A 16,066-nucleotide genomic window follows, 5' to 3' on the forward strand; every position below is an offset into this window, starting at 1 on the left:
ATGGCTTTATGAATAAAGTGATGTTGATAGGAAATGTAGGTCGCGATCCGGAAGTTCGTTATTTTGAAGCAGACCAATGTGTGGCTACTTTTTCAATGGCGACCACCGAAAGAGGCTATTCACTTCCCAATGGAACTAAAGTTCCGGACAGAACCGATTGGCATACAATTGTATTATTCAAAAGTTTGGCAAAATATGCGGAACGTTACATTCATAAAGGAGATAAGCTTTATATAGAAGGCAGGATACGGTATCGCGATTATGATGATAAGAAAGGAATTCGACATTCTGTAACGGAAGTATACGCAGATTCATTGGAATGGCTTTCTGCTCCTAAAAAAGCAAATGCGGTGAACACCTCAAAAGAACAGGAAGAAACTTCTTCTGAAGACGATTCTAAATTACCATTTTGATGGACGACTTCTTCAGCAACCTTTCAACATACGTAGAGTTTCAGCTCCCCACTTTAGGTGTAGTAATAGCTGCAACTTTAGTTCTCTTGCTATTATTATTATCAGGGTTTGCCAGTGGATCGGAGATAGCTTTTTTTAGTCTTTCGCCCAATGACCTTGATAGCCTTGATGCAGAGAAGAATGAAAACGACTCTAAAATACAATTGTTGCGAGATGACAATGAACGAACTTTGGCTACGATTCTGATTCTCAATAACCTTGTCAATGTGACAATTGTGATGCTTTCGAATTTTGTACTTGTAAGAATGTTCGTGTTCAAGGTCGCTTGGTTGGAGCTACTTTGTGTAACAATTCTTCTTACGTTCCTGCTTTTGCTTTTTGGAGAAATAATGCCTAAGGTCTATAGTCGCCAAAACCCACTTCGATTCTGTCGGAATGCGGCTAAAACCATTATGTTCTTCCGAAAGCTGTTTTGGCCTATTGAGAATATTCTACTGAGTAGCAGTGCTTTCGCGGAAAGGGTTATGCAGAAGGAAAATCACCAATTGTCGGTTGATGAATTGGAACAGGCTCTGGAGCTAACCAATAAAAGTGATATAGTTGATGAAAAAGAGATGTTGCAAGGCATCATACGTTTTGTTGATGAGACCGCGAAAGAAGTGATGACATCACGTCAGGACATTATTGATCTTGACATTCATTCCTCTTATACTCAAGTTCTGCAATGTATTACGGATAACAATTATTCTCGAATCCCTATTTATCAAGATAATATCGATAATATACGAGGGATTTTGTATATCAAGGATTTGTTACCTTACTTATCAAAACCAGATACGTTTAGATGGCAAAGTTTAATACGTCCTCCTTATTTCGTACCTGAAACTAAGAAAATAGATGATTTGTTGCGAGAGTTTCAAAACAATAAGGTGCATATAGCCATAGTTGTTGATGAATTTGGTGGGACGAGTGGTTTGGTAACGCTTGAGGATATTTTGGAAGAGATAGTTGGGGAAATAAACGATGAGTTCGATGAGGATGAGAAAGTGTATGTAAAAGTGAGCAAAAACACTTATCTTTTTGAAGGAAAAACGACAATAAGTGATTTTACTAAAGTTCTCAATTTGAATATTGATTTTTCAGATGTTCAAGGCGATGCCGATTCATTAGCAGGTCTGCTTTTGGAAATAAAAGGTGATTTCCCTGTCATTCATGAGAAAATATCGTTTATGAATTTGAATTTTGAAGTAGTGGGAATAGAGAATAGGCGAATCAGCAAAATAAAGGTTACAATAAATAATGTTGATAAGTCATGATAATCTACCTCAAGGTATCTCCATATCCGGCATGGAAATTGGGAAGGGTAGGGAGAATGAAAAGATTGGAGAACGAGATTTGCTTCGTGAGATGTGCGGATATGATGTAGAACTTTCTCACAATGAAAATGGCAAACCACTGATAAAAGACTGGAATCTTAGTATTTCTCACACTAAAGGCTTCTTAGTAATAATTCTTTCCAAAATATTTCGTGTGGGCATCGATATCGAATATCGTTCGGAAAGAGTGAAACGCATCGCCAAGAGATTTCTTCGTACAGACGAATTTTACACGAATACGGAACAACTTCTCACAATATGGTGCGCAAAAGAAACAATCTATAAATTATTGTCGGAAGAACGTCTAACGTATCAAGAAATAAAAGTAGATCCATTGCGAGAAACAGCTATGAATATGCGTACCAATCGGTTGTATCCTTTTGTAACTAAATATTATAAAGATTATATTATTACTTATGCATGGCTGTAATAGATGATTTGATAAGCATTAGGATAAACAGACTATGTTCAGTGATATTTTTTAATTAACAAATTTCTTGTTTTTTTTATACAAAAAAATTTGATATACCTACAAGTTTTTTTACATTTGCATTGTTTTAATAACGATAATAATATTATAATTCATTTTTAATAATTAAAACAATGAAAAAATTAATTCTTATGGCAGCTGTTATGCTTGCCTCAGCAGGTGCTTATGCACAACACGCAGTAGGGTCTTTTAATCTCCAGCCTAAAATTGGAATGAATGTATCCAATTTAACTGACTTCAATGATTCTGATCCAAGAGTAGGTCTCGCAGCCGGTATCGAAGGTGAGTATCAAGCTACTGATCTGTTCTCTATCAGTGCAGGAGTTCTTTACTCTATGCAAGGAGCTAAATCGGATTTTAAGTCTTCCACTCTTAATAGCCAAGTAACCGCAACTACTAAATTGGACTATATTAATATTCCAATTATGGCAAACGTTTACGTAGTTAAAGGACTTGCTGTTAAGTTGGGTATTCAGCCTGGTTTCAAGGTGAATAGCGAAATAAAGAAAGATGTAAAAACACCTATTGGCAATGGTGCAAAATCTACTGAAATTGAAGCAAAGTCGTTCGATTTTTCTCTTCCTGTGGGCATTTCTTACGAGTATGCAAATTTCCAGCTTGATGCAAGATATAACTTTGGTTTGACAAAGGCTTTTGATAAGGGCGATTCTAAGAACAGCGTGTTCCAAATAACGCTTGGTTACAAATTTGATTTATAAAAATCCGATAATGTTATTCGTAATGGGGATTTCGTAGTGAAGTCCCCATTTTTATTGATGCAGATTGAAAATAAATCACAAAAAATAGATGAAACCTTTGGAATTCTATTAAAAAAGCATTACCTTTGCATTCGCTAAAATGAAATGAGCACCCTTAGCTCAGTTGGCAGAGCAACTGACTCTTAATCAGTGGGTCTAGGGTTCGAATCCCTAAGGGTGTACTTTCCAATGGGTATTAATGGTAATTTCATTCATGCGCACCCTTAGCTCAGTTGGCAGAGCAACTGACTCTTAATCAGTGGGTCTAGGGTTCGAATCCCTAAGGGTGTACAAAAAATCCTCAAAGGTCTTTAGGAAATCTTTGAGGATTTTGCATTTTAGAAATTTACCACAAATGCCCCCCAGTTCGGGTCATTCCGTAATTTCAAACATTATTATATGTTTTTCATACAGGGTACACTCAAATCATATTTTGGGTCAATCGTAAAACCGGGTCAGTTCAGGGGAGTAACGGATATTCCTTTCTTCCTTTACAGGCTTATGAAATTATGTGCATGAGGGGAGAGGGGATGCAACTGGGTTTTACGACTGCCCCGTTTTACGACTGACCCCTAATATTGGATGCTTACGCAATTGGAACTTTTCTAAAGATTTTCTTATCCCGAACTCGCGTAAGGTTATTTGGATGGCGTGTTTTGGAGTGTAATTCTTTCGACAACCCAAAAAGTCGACAAATGGAAAAATAAATGATCCTTCCGAAATATGGAGTGATAAATAGATATTTGCAGAATCCAATGTAAATTTGACAACTAACTTGCGGAAGTAGAGGGATTCAAACCCCCGATACGCAAAAGAGCGTATACCGGATTTCGAGTCCGGCGCATTCGATCACTCTGCCATACTTCCAAAAGTGAAAGCAAAAGTATAAAAATAATTTTGTATTACCAAACTTATTTGAAAGATAATTTTTCCAATCGACTTTTAAGACCCTTAGCTTGCGATTTACGAATGGATAACCTCATTGTGCATGTGTTGTCAAAATGCTGATGAAGAATCCTTGGGTTCATGTCTTTTATTATTTTCATAACATCGTTCATCATGGGATATGTAAATGAGAAATCAATTACTTCCTCAATATAACGTTCTTCAAGCGAGGAATTGAATATAGCGTTTGCAGCTGCGGTTTTGTATGCCGTAATTAAACCTCCGGTACCTAAATTTACACCTCCATAATAGCGTATCACGCAAATAAGGATATTTGTCAGGTCGTATCGTAACAATTGACCATAAATTGGCTTTCCTGCTGTAGATGACGGTTCTCCATCATCGTTCATTCTATATTCTTCTCCTTGAGTCCCTAAACGATAAGCATAGCAGCAATGTCGGGCATCATAGTATTTCTTTTTATATTCCTTGACAATATCCAACGCTTCCTCGGTAGAATTTATATGATGTGCAAAAGCGAGGAACTTACTCCGCTTTTCGGAATAAAATCCCTCGCCAATATTATTTTCTTTAATTGTTTTGTATTTATCGGATTTCAATTAAAGATTCTATCAAGAAAGCTTGTGAATGATTAAGCCTGAACGAAGTTTCGGTTCAAACCATGTTGCCTTCGGCGGCATGATCTTGCCACTGTCCGCAATGTCCATAATTTGTTGCATGCTTACGGGATAAAGAGCAAGTGCAGCTCTCATCTCACCGCTATCAACTCGCTTCTTGAGTTCTTCCAAACCACGAAGTCCACCAACAAAATCGATGCGATCGCTCGAACGGAGATCTTTGATGTTAAGAAGTTCATCAAGAATTAAGCGGCTTGAAATATCTACATCAAGTACGCCGATGGGATCATTGTTATCGTATGTACCTTCTTTAGCTACAAGACAGTACCACTCTCCATCAAGATAGAGCGAGAACTCATGAAGTTTTGTTGGTTTATAAACTGCCGCACCTTTCTTTTCAACGATAAAGTTCTTAGTCAATGCCTTCAAGAATTCTTCAGAAGTCATTCCGTTTAAGTCTTTAACAACTCTGTTGTAATCGAGGATAGTCAGTTCTGATGCTTGGAAGCAAACTGCCATGAAGTAGTTGTACTCTTCATTTCCTGTATGATTGGGGTTAGCTTTTGCTTTTTCACCACCTACGAGACCTGCAGCTGCTGAGCGATGGTGTCCATCTGCAATATAAAGAGATGGCATTTTAGCGAACTCTTCTGTAATGATCTTGATATCTTTATCATCAGATACGACCCAAAGTTGATGACGGAAGCCGTCAATAGGAGCTATGAAATCGTATTCCGGAGTTGTCTTGGAATAACGAGTGGTGAGCTCTTTAAGAATAGGATTATCTGGATAAGCGAAGAACACCGGTTCGATGTTGGCATCATTTACACGAACATGCTTCATGCGGTCTTCTTCTTTGTCGCGACGTGTGAGTTCGTGTTTTTTTATTACACCATCTACATAGTCTTGACATGCAGCACCCACGACAATTCCATATTGGGTATTTCCGTTCATGGTTTGAGCGTAGATATAGTACTGTTCTTTTTCATCTTGAACTAGCCATCCCTTGTCTTGGAACTTCTTGAAATTCTCAGCAGCTTTCTCGTAAACACGAGGATCGTATTCACTTGTCCCTTCCGGGAAGTCGATTTCCGGTTTGATGATATGATAAAGACTCTTTTCGTTGCCTTTTGCTTCTTCGCGAGCTTCTTCTGAGTTTAGTACATCGTATGGGCGGCTCTCCACTTGCTCAACGAATTCTTTTGGAGGGCGGACACCTCTAAATGGTTTTACTTTTGCCATAAATTAAAAAAAGACCACAAACTATTTAAGCTTCTGTCATAAATGCCATTAGAATAAATAGCTTGTGGTTGATTAAAAAATTATTTGTTTACTTGGAATTTTGTGTCACCGTTTGCAAAGAAAGCTTTGATTTGCTTTGCTGCGGCAATACCAGCGTTGATGTTAGCCTCTGCTGTCTGGGCACCCATCTTCTTAGGAGTTGTGAAGTAACGACCTTCGAACTTCGCGAAGTCTGCATCAGCCTCCGGCTTAATATCTGTGATAAACTTGAGGTCTTCACGTTCACCAAGGAGCTTAATAAGTTCCGGCTCATTAATAACTTCCTTACGAGCTGTATTGATGAGAATACCTCCCTTGTGCAACTTGTTTACCAATGCATAGTTGATGCTCTGTTTAGTTTCAGGTGTTGCGGGAATATGCAAAGAAACAATATCGCAGTTTTCAAACAAAGCCTCTTGGCTATCAACTGCCTTAACTCCGGCTTCTTCGATAACGTTCTTCGGGCAGAAAGCATCGTAAGCGTAAACTTCCATACCGAAACCTTTTGCGATGCGAGCCACGTTGCGACCTACGTTACCAAATGCCAAGATACCGAGTTTTTTGCCTTTCAACTCTGAGCCACTCTTGCCGTTGTAGAAATTGCGAACAGCATATACGAGAAGACCCAATACAAGCTCTGCCACGGCATTGGAGTTCTGACCGGGTGTGTTTTCTGCAACGACATTATGTGCTGTGGCTGCAGCGAGGTCAATGTTGTCGTATCCGGCGCCTGCTCTAACTACGATTTTCAGATTCTTGGCAGCATTGAATACATCGGCATCTGCCTTATCTGAACGGATGATAAGAGCGTCAGCGTCTTTTACGGCATCAAGTAACTGTGTTTTTTCTGTATATTTTTCTAATAGTGCAAGTGTATGACCTGCAGCTTCAACTTCTTTTCTGATACCATCAACAGCTGCAGCTGCAAATGGTTTTTCTGTTGCGATTAAAACTTTCATAAATTTTGTTATATTTTTAACGCAAGCACACGGACAATGACTATTATGTCGTGTCCGTGCATTCGCTTAAATTATTTAATTAGTGCTTTGCTTCAAATTCTTTCATGCAATCAACAAGTGCTTGAACACCTTCAACCGTTTGAGCATTGTAGCAGCTTGCTCGGAAGCCACCAACATCACGGTGACCCTTAATTCCAACCATGCCCTTAGAAGTAGCAAAGTCAAGGAACTCTTGCTGAAGTTCAGCATACTCGTCATTAAGAACAAAGCAGATGTTCATGTAAGAGCGATCCTCTTCTACCTGTACAGTGCCACGGAACAACTTGTTGCGGTCGATTTCGCCATACAACAAATCTGCACGCTGCTTAGCTAACTTAGCCATTGCTTCTACGCCACCATGAGTCTTAACCCAACGGAGGTTCTCCAATGCGGTGTAAATAGGAACAACAGGAGGAGTGTTGAACATGGAACCCTTCTTAATGTGAGTACGGTAGTCAAGCATTGTAGGAATATCACGAGAAACCTTGCCTAAAGCGTCATCCTTAATGATTACGAAAGTAACACCGGCCATAGAGAGGTTTTTCTGTGCACCACCATAAATACAATCGTATTTAGAAACGTCAACAGGACGACTCATAAAATCTGAAGACATATCACAAATCATGCGAACGGGTACGTCCAAATCTTTGTGAAGTTCAGTACCATAGATTGTATTGTTGCTTGTTACGTGTAGATAATCAACATCGGTTGGAACTTCAAAATTCTTTGGAAAATAGGTGAAATTCTTGTCTGCGGAAGAAGCTACTTCAACAACTTCACCAAATAATTTAGCTTCCTTGATGGCTTTGGTTGCCCAAACACCCGTTCTTAGATAGGCAGCCTTCTTGTTCAAGAAGTTGTAAGGGATCATACAGAATTCAAGAGAAGCACCACCGCCCAAGAAAAGAACAGAATACCCCTCTGGTACATTCAAAAGTTCCTTGATTAAGGCAACAGCTTCATCAACTACCGGCTGAAAGTCTTTTGCTCTGTGGCTAATTTCTGCCAAAGAAAGACCGCTACCATTGAAATCTAAAATCTGCTTTGCAGTGTTTTCAATTACTTCACGTGGAAGGATGCAAGGACCTGCATTAAAATTATACTTCTTCATAATGACATTAAAAATTTAAGTTTTATATGTTTTTTGATACTATTTTTTCAAAAGGTAATTTATCGTCCTATGTTGTCTGCGAAATTACAGCTAAAATTTGAAATAAGCAAATGTTTTTAGATATTTTTCATAAAATCCTACATTGTTATATTTTGACAAAACTTATACAATTGAGTAAAGGCAACAACATCTTGGAAGTTTTTTCATATTACTTCTTCCACGACGGTATTTAAGCCCTTTATTTTTACCCCTTTAGTAAGTTTAAGAACTATGTTTTTTTTACTTCTCCGCACTGCCACATAAGAAAATCTTGGCATGATGTCAATTTTTCCAATGTCAGTCATTGCTAATCCTCCTACCTTACAGAGAAAGCCCACAATGTCGCCTTTGGAGATTTTATCGTTTTTCCCTTTGCCTATATATATTGTGCACATCAAAGGTAAGGCTGCTTTGGGGAGTTGTGGAGGGATTGGGAAGGTCTCTACATTGGTACCAATATACTCGGGAAGTTCTTCTTCTGGGCTTAAGATGAAAAAAGAAGTTCCTTTTTTGTCCCATCGAGCTGTTCTTCCTATCCTGTGTGTGTAATCTTCTTCATTATCTGGCAAATGATAGTGAATAATATTATCCACGTTCGGAATATCGAGACCGCGTGATCCCAAATTCGTACTTATTAATATATTGGCAGACCCATTGGAAAATTTATACAGAGCACTTTCCCGTTCCTTTTGTTCTAACCCTCCATGGAATGGGGCAATGCCAAAGCTCATTTTCTTTAAAAAATCGGATACCCTTTGCACAGACTCTCTGTAATTTAGAAAAACAATACTGCTTTGTTGCTCCAAGCATAAAAGCAAATGTGCTAAGATGTCGAGTTTGTCCTTTGAGGGAGATAGCACTTGATAAAGTTTTATCCTTGTGGCAACATCTTTTTTATCAATCCTATAATCTAACTTTGAAACTTTAGTGAGATTTACGAAACTTGGAATCTCCTTCGAGTCAGTGGCTGATAGTAGAATTCTTCTTTGTATAAAGGGAAGTTTTTCAAGGAGTTGGTGCATTTCATCCTGAAATCCCATTTCAAGACATTTGTCGAATTCATCGATTACGACCAATTGGATACACGATACATCGAAATTTTTCTTTTCAAGATGATCATTCAGCCTACCGGGAGTTGAAATGATAATATGTGGATTAACATTACGAAGTAATCTATGTTCTTCCATAGTGCTTCTCCCACCATACAATGCCATAGATCTGATTCCTAATTTCATATCATTCACCACATTCATTGATTGTTTTGCAAGCTCTCTATTTGGAACCAAAACAACTACCTGTGGCGCATCTGAGTTTTCATCAATAAGCCGGGAGATAGGAAGGAGATATGCGTATGTTTTCCCCGTGCCGGTTGACGACAACAAGACAATATCGTTCTTAGTATGCAAAATAGCATCCCAAGATTTTTCCTGCATAGGAGTGAATGCTATACCTAATTTTTCTAAAAGCTTATCTTTTTCCATTTCTCAACTCGTCTATCGCATCAAATTCTTTACCCATATTCAAATTAAGATAAATTGTATATAGTGGTGCCAGCCACTTGTCTTTCATTTCTGGTGCCAATTCTTTGTATCTCGTTATGTATGGCAGTGCTTTCTCATACAATTTATCAATCTTAGCTCGTTTCGATTTATGTTGGCGGACTTTATCCATTTCTATGGCTTGATTGAAATATGACAATCCTAAGTTATAATAAGCGTCTGCAAACTTATCATTTTCTGCAATAAGTTGTTCGCAAATTTGAATACATTCATTGTATCTTCCCAAATTTAATAGCGCTGTACTCTTGGTGTAACGGAAAAGCACACTTGATGAATCGGCTTTTAACGCTCGATCAGCAATGATTAATGCAGACTTAAAGTCACCTTTTTCAGAATAGTATTCAAAGAGTCTTGGAAAGAAAAAAGAGAAATTGGGAAATGCGGAAAATCCGTCTTGAAGTGCGCGGAGATAGTTAGTTGTATCTGCATTTATCAAGAAGGCTTCAGCTTCATATTGACGTACAAAATTCAACATGGAGGAATCGCGTTCCGCCAATTTCATGTGGGTCATTATTTTTTTTGCATCTTTTAATTTGTAACCACAAAACATTGACCAATAAGCTGCATGAGGAATGAGAGCATCTTTCTGTAGATATTTATATTTTGCCAAAAGTGGTTGCGTGGCACTATTTATATAGTCAGCGAAATAGTCATATGCTTTTTGATATTCTTTCTTGTGAATTAAATATACTCCGCCATTAAATAAATTAGGTCGTATCGAGTTTAAGAACGCTGCATGATTTTCTCGGTATTTCGGTCTGATACGTCCCTTTGAATCTGGTTTAGCATCTATTGAATCAAAACTTGCCATTGAGCGGAACAGTCGTTTCGTGATGGAAAACAAGGTCGTGGTATCATACTTTTGCTTCAAATACAACTTTTCATTGCCTAATTCATATTGTTTAATTAGCGATTCACACAAAACAGCCCACACTTTCGTATTCGTGCGATTAGCGGAATCTTCCAGCAAAAGTCGCATAGATTTCTCTGCCTTTTCTAAACCTTTTCCGGTCTTTACTTGTTCTTGTGCCAACATGATTTGCTTTTTTTGTGCAAATATAATCAGTGGGAACAAAATAACGGTAAATATGACAATGCTCCGTTTCAAATTATTTCCTGAATTTATTAACCAATGGTTCCAATTCTTCTGTTTTGATTTTATCATCCAGCACGGTATAAACCATATATAGCGGACTAACCCAATCTACCTTATTACGTCGTGGATCCTTAGCTTTAACTCTTTCTAAATATACTTTTGCCTCAGTAAAGATATCCTTAAATTCATTATCTGAAGCCATTTCACCTCTCTTCTTTCTCTCTAATACATCATTTCTCGCTGCAATTCCCTTCATATTTAAACAGACCCCTATGTTGTAAGCTATGGGAATACTATTTTGGTCGAGTTTGTCTGCAGTCTTGTAAGCGTCTATTGCCTCATCCCACCGTTTTGCATGCATAGCTATTTCCCCCTTTAGTATCCAAGGAATGGTAGAGTTGTATTTTTCTTCCAATTGTTTGTCGATAAATTTTTCAATATTAAAATATGGGGTTGAGTTTTGATAAAACTTTATTATCCATGAGAAATAAGTCTCGTTGGTAGGGTCGGTTTCATAAAGTTTGGTCAGAACTGTGAGATATTTTAAGGAGTCTTCTTTCGTAACCATTTGTTGCTGCATGCATTGTGCTTTTATCTCGGCTGCTTCCAAAGCTGTTTCATCATGTTTCATAGAGAGATCGGCATATTCGTCAGCCTCTTCGAGATTATGTGATTTCAGGTTGTAGAACGACAAATAATAAGCAGCAACTCCACTTTCGTCTAAAAGCTGACATATTAATGGGTTGGTTGCGGTAGTCAAATATAATTTGAAAACATTTAAGCCTTCCTGTCGTGTATATGTATTCTTGGTAAGAAATATACCCGCATCAATTAGTTTCGAATGTAAATGAGCAGCTCTTACTGAGTTGTCTTCGGAGAAAACAGGCTTTACCTTTCCTTTTCGGTTAGGCATTCTGTCGTATTTATCACTTTCAAGTGTATAATTATATGCTTCTATCACAGCGCGATAGATTGTAACAGAGTCCCTAATCGATTTATTATTAACGATGTTATAGGCCTTTATTGCTCTCTGATTCATTTCTGCAGCTAACTTTCTATAATCTTGAGCATATAGAAAGCAGATACTTGCTGACAAACATATAAAACAAAAGAGTCGTTTTATCATAAGCAATGATTTAAAATAGTAAAAATCCCTTCTTTGATATTGTTGTATCAAAGAAGGGGAGACAGCCTTTAATTAGTAACTCCGGCATCGTTTGCTGCCGCTTGAGTTTCAGGTGCTTGCGCTCCTTTCACGAAGTAATAGCAGCCATAAAGAGGATATGCCCATGAACTTTTCTTTTCTTTCATGACATCCAATTTCTTGGCCGCTTCCAAATATGAAATAGCTTCGTTATAGACAACATTAAACTGCTGACGAGCAGCAGGTGTTAAAACGCCCTTTACTTGAGCTACGCGATCTTGTGCTTTATAGAAGAGGCATTGACCAATGGAAGCATTAAGAGCTATCCGGGTGTCGTCATCTTTTGCTAATGCTAATGCTTTCTTGAAAGAATTTGCCGCAGCCTCATATTCTTTTTTCTGGCTATCGAACTGACCTCGCATAACAAGTGCTCCGAAACTGTTGGGATTCTTTGCCAACTGCTCATTCACAATCTTATCAGCTTTATCTTGCATTCCCAGAGAACTATAAGTAGAGGTCAGTGTAGTCAATATTGCATCATTGGAAGGATCTTCCGCATAAATGGTTTCGAGTTTTGCAGCATAAGCTAAAGAGTCTTGGCGAGTTTTCAACTGTGCTCCCAACACTGCTAACTTCAATTGTTCTGCTTCTTTTGCACGTTCTGGATTTTTCAACGCATACTCTACATACTTTTCTGCTTTAGCGTAATCTTTGTTCTGATATGCGTAGTAAGTTGCGAAATATGCGATTTCAGTTAAGTTCTGATCTTTTGATTTGTCGAATTTAGCAAACATAGGACAATCTGCTGTTTCTACATATCGAGCCAGATACTTATAGGCTTTGGCATTATCCTTAGCATTCTGATAAAAGATACCGCCGTTGATAAGCTGTGCGCGAAGTGCGTAGAGCTGGTCGACAATAGTTCCAAACTTAGGTTTAATTTTACCTTTCGCATTGGGCATATTGTCATACTTGATTGCTTCACTTCCCGCATCAAAAGCATAGCCAACAGACTCGTAGAGTCCTGCTTCATCCACAGGCTTGTTTCCTTCTTTTCCCATTTGTTTTTGGGTTTCATTTTCAAGTTCAATGGCTTGTTCAGCATTAACTTTCTTCATCGCCAATTCAAAAAGCTTATTGTATGCTTTTGCTTTTTCTGCATTATCAACAAGTTGCGATAAACTTGACTGTAATAATGATGAAGCCGTAGCATAATTATCAGCTTTCAAAATGGCTTTTAGTGGTTCGCTGTCACCGGCAAATGCAGCAGATGTTCCTAATAACATCAAAGCCGCGATCATAAATTTTTTCATAATCTGATATATTTAAATTGTTTTTATTTTTGTTCTGTCATGGATGAAACGTCAATTTACTATTTTTATTTTATTCAAAATCAACGTTTGGTGAGTTATCTTCATCAGAAATTGATGTAGAGTTATTCAGGTTGTCCGACGCCCCTTCAAAATCGCTTTTGATTTCTTCATCGGACTTACTCCATTGCGCTCGACTCTCTTCTTCTATTTGCTCTTCCAATTCGGCACTCATTACTTTACAAACGGAAGCGATTACATCATTTTTCTTCGTGAGGTTAATTAAGCGAACACCTTGGGTTGCTCTACCCATTACCCTGCACTCGGCTACAGCTAAGCGAATTACTATTCCGCTCTTGTTAATGATCATCAAGTCATTATCGTCTGTAACATTCTTAATAGCTACCAGCCTTCCTGTTTTTTCTGTAATATTTAAAGTTTTTACGCCTTTACCACCTCTATTGGTCAGTCGATAGTCTTCTACCATGGAACGCTTTCCGTACCCTTCTTCTGAAACAACCATAACCGTGTCTTTATCCGGATCATTGACAACAATCATTCCAATGACTTCATCTTGACCATCTTCGTCCAATCGCATGCCTCGTACGCCGGTGGATACACGTCCCATAGAGCGTACTGTCTCTTCATTGAAGCGACAAGCCCGACCATTACGATTTGCAATGATAAGTTCGTTTTCGCCGTTAGTAATGCGCACATCAACGACCTCGTCTCCCTCATTGATATTAATGGCAATAACACCATTTGCTCTTGGGCGAGAATAAGCGCGTATTGATGTCTTTTTTACCAGACCTTGTTTTGTGGCAAACACTATAAAATGATTATCCAAGAAAGTCTCATCTTCCAAATCGCTTATTCTTAAAAACGCGTTTACGCTGTCATCCGGGGCAAGTGCCAACATGTTTTGTATAGCGCGACCTTTTGAGTTTCTGTCTCCCTCTGGGATGTCGTAACATTTCATCCAGAAGCAACGTCCTTTTCTAGTAAAGAAAAGCATGGTCTGATGCATGGTTGCGGGATAAATAAACTCAGTGAAGTCTTTGTCGCGAGTCTTGGCTCCCTTGGATCCGACTCCGCCACGTGCTTGTTCTTTGAAATCGGCAAGCGGTGTACGCTTGATGTATCCTAAATGGCTAATAGTGATGACCACAGGATCATTAGGATAGAAATCTTCAGCATTGAATTCGTGCTCATCTGGAATAATCTCGGTACGTCGTTCATCTCCATACTTCTCTTTTACTTCCAACAATTCCTCTTTCATTACCTCCTTGCAACGTTCCGGATTGTTAAGAATTTCTTGCAACTCTTCAATGGTCTTCATCAATTGCTCGAACTCTTCATGTAGTTGTTCCATTCTCAGGCCCGTTAGCTGGGAGAGGCGCATATCTACAATAGCTTTGGATTGTAATTCGTCCAACGCAAATCGTTTCTCCAAGTTGGCTTGGGCTTCTGAGGGAGTTTTGCTTGCACGAATAATGTGTACTACTTCGTCGATATTGTCGCAAGCTATAATCAACCCTTCTAAGATATGGGCACGTTCTTGTGCTTTTTTCAAATCGAAATTTGTACGACGAATTGTAACATCATGTCGGTGTTCAACAAAATACTTGATACATTCTTTCAGACTCAATAGTCTAGGGCGACCTTTCACTAATGCAATGCAGTTTACTGAGAATGAACTCTGTAAAGCCGTCATTTTGAACAGTTTGTTTAAGATCACATTCGCATTGGAATCGCGTTTGACATCTACAACAATACGCATTCCTTGACGTCCAGTTTCATCATTTACGTTGGAAATGCCTTCTAAACGTCCATCTTTCACCAAATCGGCAATATATTCTATGAGCTGTTGTTTGTTTACCCCATAAGGTATTTCCGTTATAACAATTTTATCATGTTGATCATTGCTTTCTATTTCAGCTTTCGCGCGCAACACGATACGTCCTTTACCGGTTTCGTAAGCATCCTTCACCCCCTCAAGTCCATAGATAAAAGCTCCTGTTGGAAAATCGGGTGCCGGAATGTACTTCATTAATTCATCGATGGAAATATCGGGGTTATCTATGCAAGCACAACAGCCATCTATTACCTCGTTGAGGTTGTGGGTTGGCATATTGGTTGCCATTCCTACCGCAATTCCATTGCCTCCGTTTACCAACAAATTAGGAATTTTTGTAGGCATCACTGCAGGCTCTTGTAAGGTATCATCGAAATTATTTACCATATCAACGGTGTCTTTTTCGATATCGTCCATGACATGTTCTCCCATCTTTGCCAAACGACACTCTGTATATCTCATTGCAGCAGGCGAATCACCATCCACCGAACCGAAATTTCCTTGACCATCAACGAGCTTGTAACGCATGTTCCATTCCTGCCCCATACGCACTAAGGCACCGTAAACGGAAGAATCTCCGTGTGGGTGATATTTACCTAAGACTTCACCTACAACGCGGGCGCATTTTTTGTATGGCTGATTACTGAAATTGCCAATCCCACGCATACCGTATAGGATACGGCGGTGTACGGGCTTAAAGCCATCACGAACATCCGGAAGTGCACGCGCTACAATTACCGACATGGAATAGTCGATATACGAGCTTTTCATCTCTTCCTCAATGTTGATTTTTAAGATTCTGTCGTGATCTATTGTCTGATTTTCGTCCATTATTAATTTATAGTAATTGTTGTATCGTTTTTGATTAGCTTGAGTTACCTAAAAATAGGTAGAAATCGCCTATAATGGCGTTTATTTTCGATTTAAGCCGTACGAACGGCTTGAACACGGTGTAAAAGTACAAAAATAAAATGATACTGATGCAGCTTAAAATGAAAATATAAATGATTTTAAGGATTGTTATAAATGAGAAATGTCAGGGCGGATTCCATAAGCAAGTGCAAAATTACACAATTCTTTGTTTAATCATATCTTTTGGCTTTTGAAATTGAT

The 16,066-nt window shown here is 38.6% G+C and carries 13 protein-coding genes and 3 tRNA genes; 6 read left to right on the forward strand and 10 right to left on the reverse strand.

The annotated features are described in order from the left end of the window. Positions 1-8: 8 nt before the first annotated feature. From ETF27_RS09460 to ETF27_RS09485, 6 genes are all read left to right on the forward strand, one after another. Positions 9-413, forward strand: a complete 405-nt coding sequence (locus tag ETF27_RS09460; protein WP_130828964.1) for a single-stranded DNA-binding protein — start codon at positions 9-11, stop codon at positions 411-413. Then, the gene (gene gldE / locus ETF27_RS09465; RefSeq protein WP_130828962.1) at positions 413-1,729 is read left to right on the forward strand and encodes a gliding motility-associated protein GldE; all 1,317 of its coding nucleotides are present in this window, start codon (positions 413-415) and stop codon (positions 1,727-1,729) included. Before ETF27_RS09460 ends, gldE begins: the two co-directional genes overlap by 1 nt. Next, complete coding sequence (locus ETF27_RS09470) at positions 1,713-2,219, forward strand: 4'-phosphopantetheinyl transferase family protein (protein WP_130828960.1); 507 nt, start codon at positions 1,713-1,715, stop codon at positions 2,217-2,219. The genes gldE and ETF27_RS09470 overlap by 17 nt, the downstream gene beginning before the upstream one ends. Positions 2,220-2,392: 173 nt before the next feature. Beyond that, positions 2,393-2,998, forward strand: coding sequence for a porin family protein (locus tag ETF27_RS09475; protein WP_130828957.1), 606 nt, complete (start codon positions 2,393-2,395; stop codon positions 2,996-2,998). Between the two features lie 148 nt (positions 2,999-3,146). Beyond that, positions 3,147-3,219 (forward strand) — tRNA-Lys (locus ETF27_RS09480). Between the two features lie 36 nt (positions 3,220-3,255). Beyond that, a tRNA-Lys gene (locus tag ETF27_RS09485) sits at positions 3,256-3,328 on the forward strand. A gap of 487 nt (positions 3,329-3,815) precedes the next feature. Here the strand turns inward: ETF27_RS09485 and ETF27_RS09500 are convergent. The 10 genes from ETF27_RS09500 to gyrA all read right to left on the reverse strand — a co-directional run bounded on the left by ETF27_RS09500 (position 3,816) and on the right by gyrA (position 15,784). Further along, positions 3,816-3,904: transfer RNA gene (locus ETF27_RS09500), tRNA-Ser, on the reverse strand. A 44-nt stretch (positions 3,905-3,948) separates the two neighbouring features. Beyond that, the gene (locus ETF27_RS09505) at positions 3,949-4,542 is read right to left on the reverse strand and encodes an IMPACT family protein (protein ID WP_130828953.1); all 594 of its coding nucleotides are present in this window, start codon (positions 4,540-4,542) and stop codon (positions 3,949-3,951) included. Between the two features lie 12 nt (positions 4,543-4,554). Further along, positions 4,555-5,802, reverse strand: a complete 1,248-nt coding sequence (locus ETF27_RS09510; protein WP_130828951.1) for a DUF1015 domain-containing protein — start codon at positions 5,800-5,802, stop codon at positions 4,555-4,557. A gap of 80 nt (positions 5,803-5,882) precedes the next feature. Beyond that, positions 5,883-6,800 carry an NAD(P)-dependent oxidoreductase gene (locus ETF27_RS09515; protein ID WP_130828949.1) on the reverse strand — a complete coding sequence of 306 codons (918 nt, stop codon included), beginning with the start codon at positions 6,798-6,800 and terminating at the stop codon, positions 5,883-5,885. A gap of 79 nt (positions 6,801-6,879) precedes the next feature. After that, positions 6,880-7,950, reverse strand: a complete 1,071-nt coding sequence (gene serC / locus ETF27_RS09520) for a 3-phosphoserine/phosphohydroxythreonine transaminase (RefSeq protein WP_130828947.1) — start codon at positions 7,948-7,950, stop codon at positions 6,880-6,882. A gap of 203 nt (positions 7,951-8,153) precedes the next feature. Beyond that, positions 8,154-9,470, reverse strand: a complete 1,317-nt coding sequence (locus tag ETF27_RS09525) for a DEAD/DEAH box helicase (protein ID WP_130828945.1) — start codon at positions 9,468-9,470, stop codon at positions 8,154-8,156. Beyond that, positions 9,457-10,584, reverse strand: a complete 1,128-nt coding sequence (locus ETF27_RS09530; RefSeq protein WP_240048169.1) for a hypothetical protein — start codon at positions 10,582-10,584, stop codon at positions 9,457-9,459. Before ETF27_RS09530 ends, ETF27_RS09525 begins: the two co-directional genes overlap by 14 nt. Before the next feature lie 73 nt (positions 10,585-10,657). Continuing rightward, a complete protein-coding gene (locus ETF27_RS09535; RefSeq protein WP_130828941.1) occupies positions 10,658-11,770 on the reverse strand; it encodes a tetratricopeptide repeat protein in 1,113 nt (370 codons plus the stop codon). A 68-nt stretch (positions 11,771-11,838) separates the two neighbouring features. Beyond that, a complete protein-coding gene (locus ETF27_RS09540) occupies positions 11,839-13,101 on the reverse strand; it encodes a tetratricopeptide repeat protein (protein WP_147785753.1) in 1,263 nt (420 codons plus the stop codon). Positions 13,102-13,171: 70 nt separating this feature from the next. After that, a complete protein-coding gene (gene gyrA, locus ETF27_RS09545) occupies positions 13,172-15,784 on the reverse strand; it encodes a DNA gyrase subunit A (protein WP_130828937.1) in 2,613 nt (870 codons plus the stop codon). Positions 15,785-16,066: the final 282 nt, after the last annotated feature.

The sequence above is a fragment of the Prevotella brunnea genome (assembly GCF_008016795.1).
GTDB classification, from domain to species: Bacteria; Bacteroidota; Bacteroidia; order Bacteroidales; family Bacteroidaceae; genus Prevotella; species Prevotella brunnea.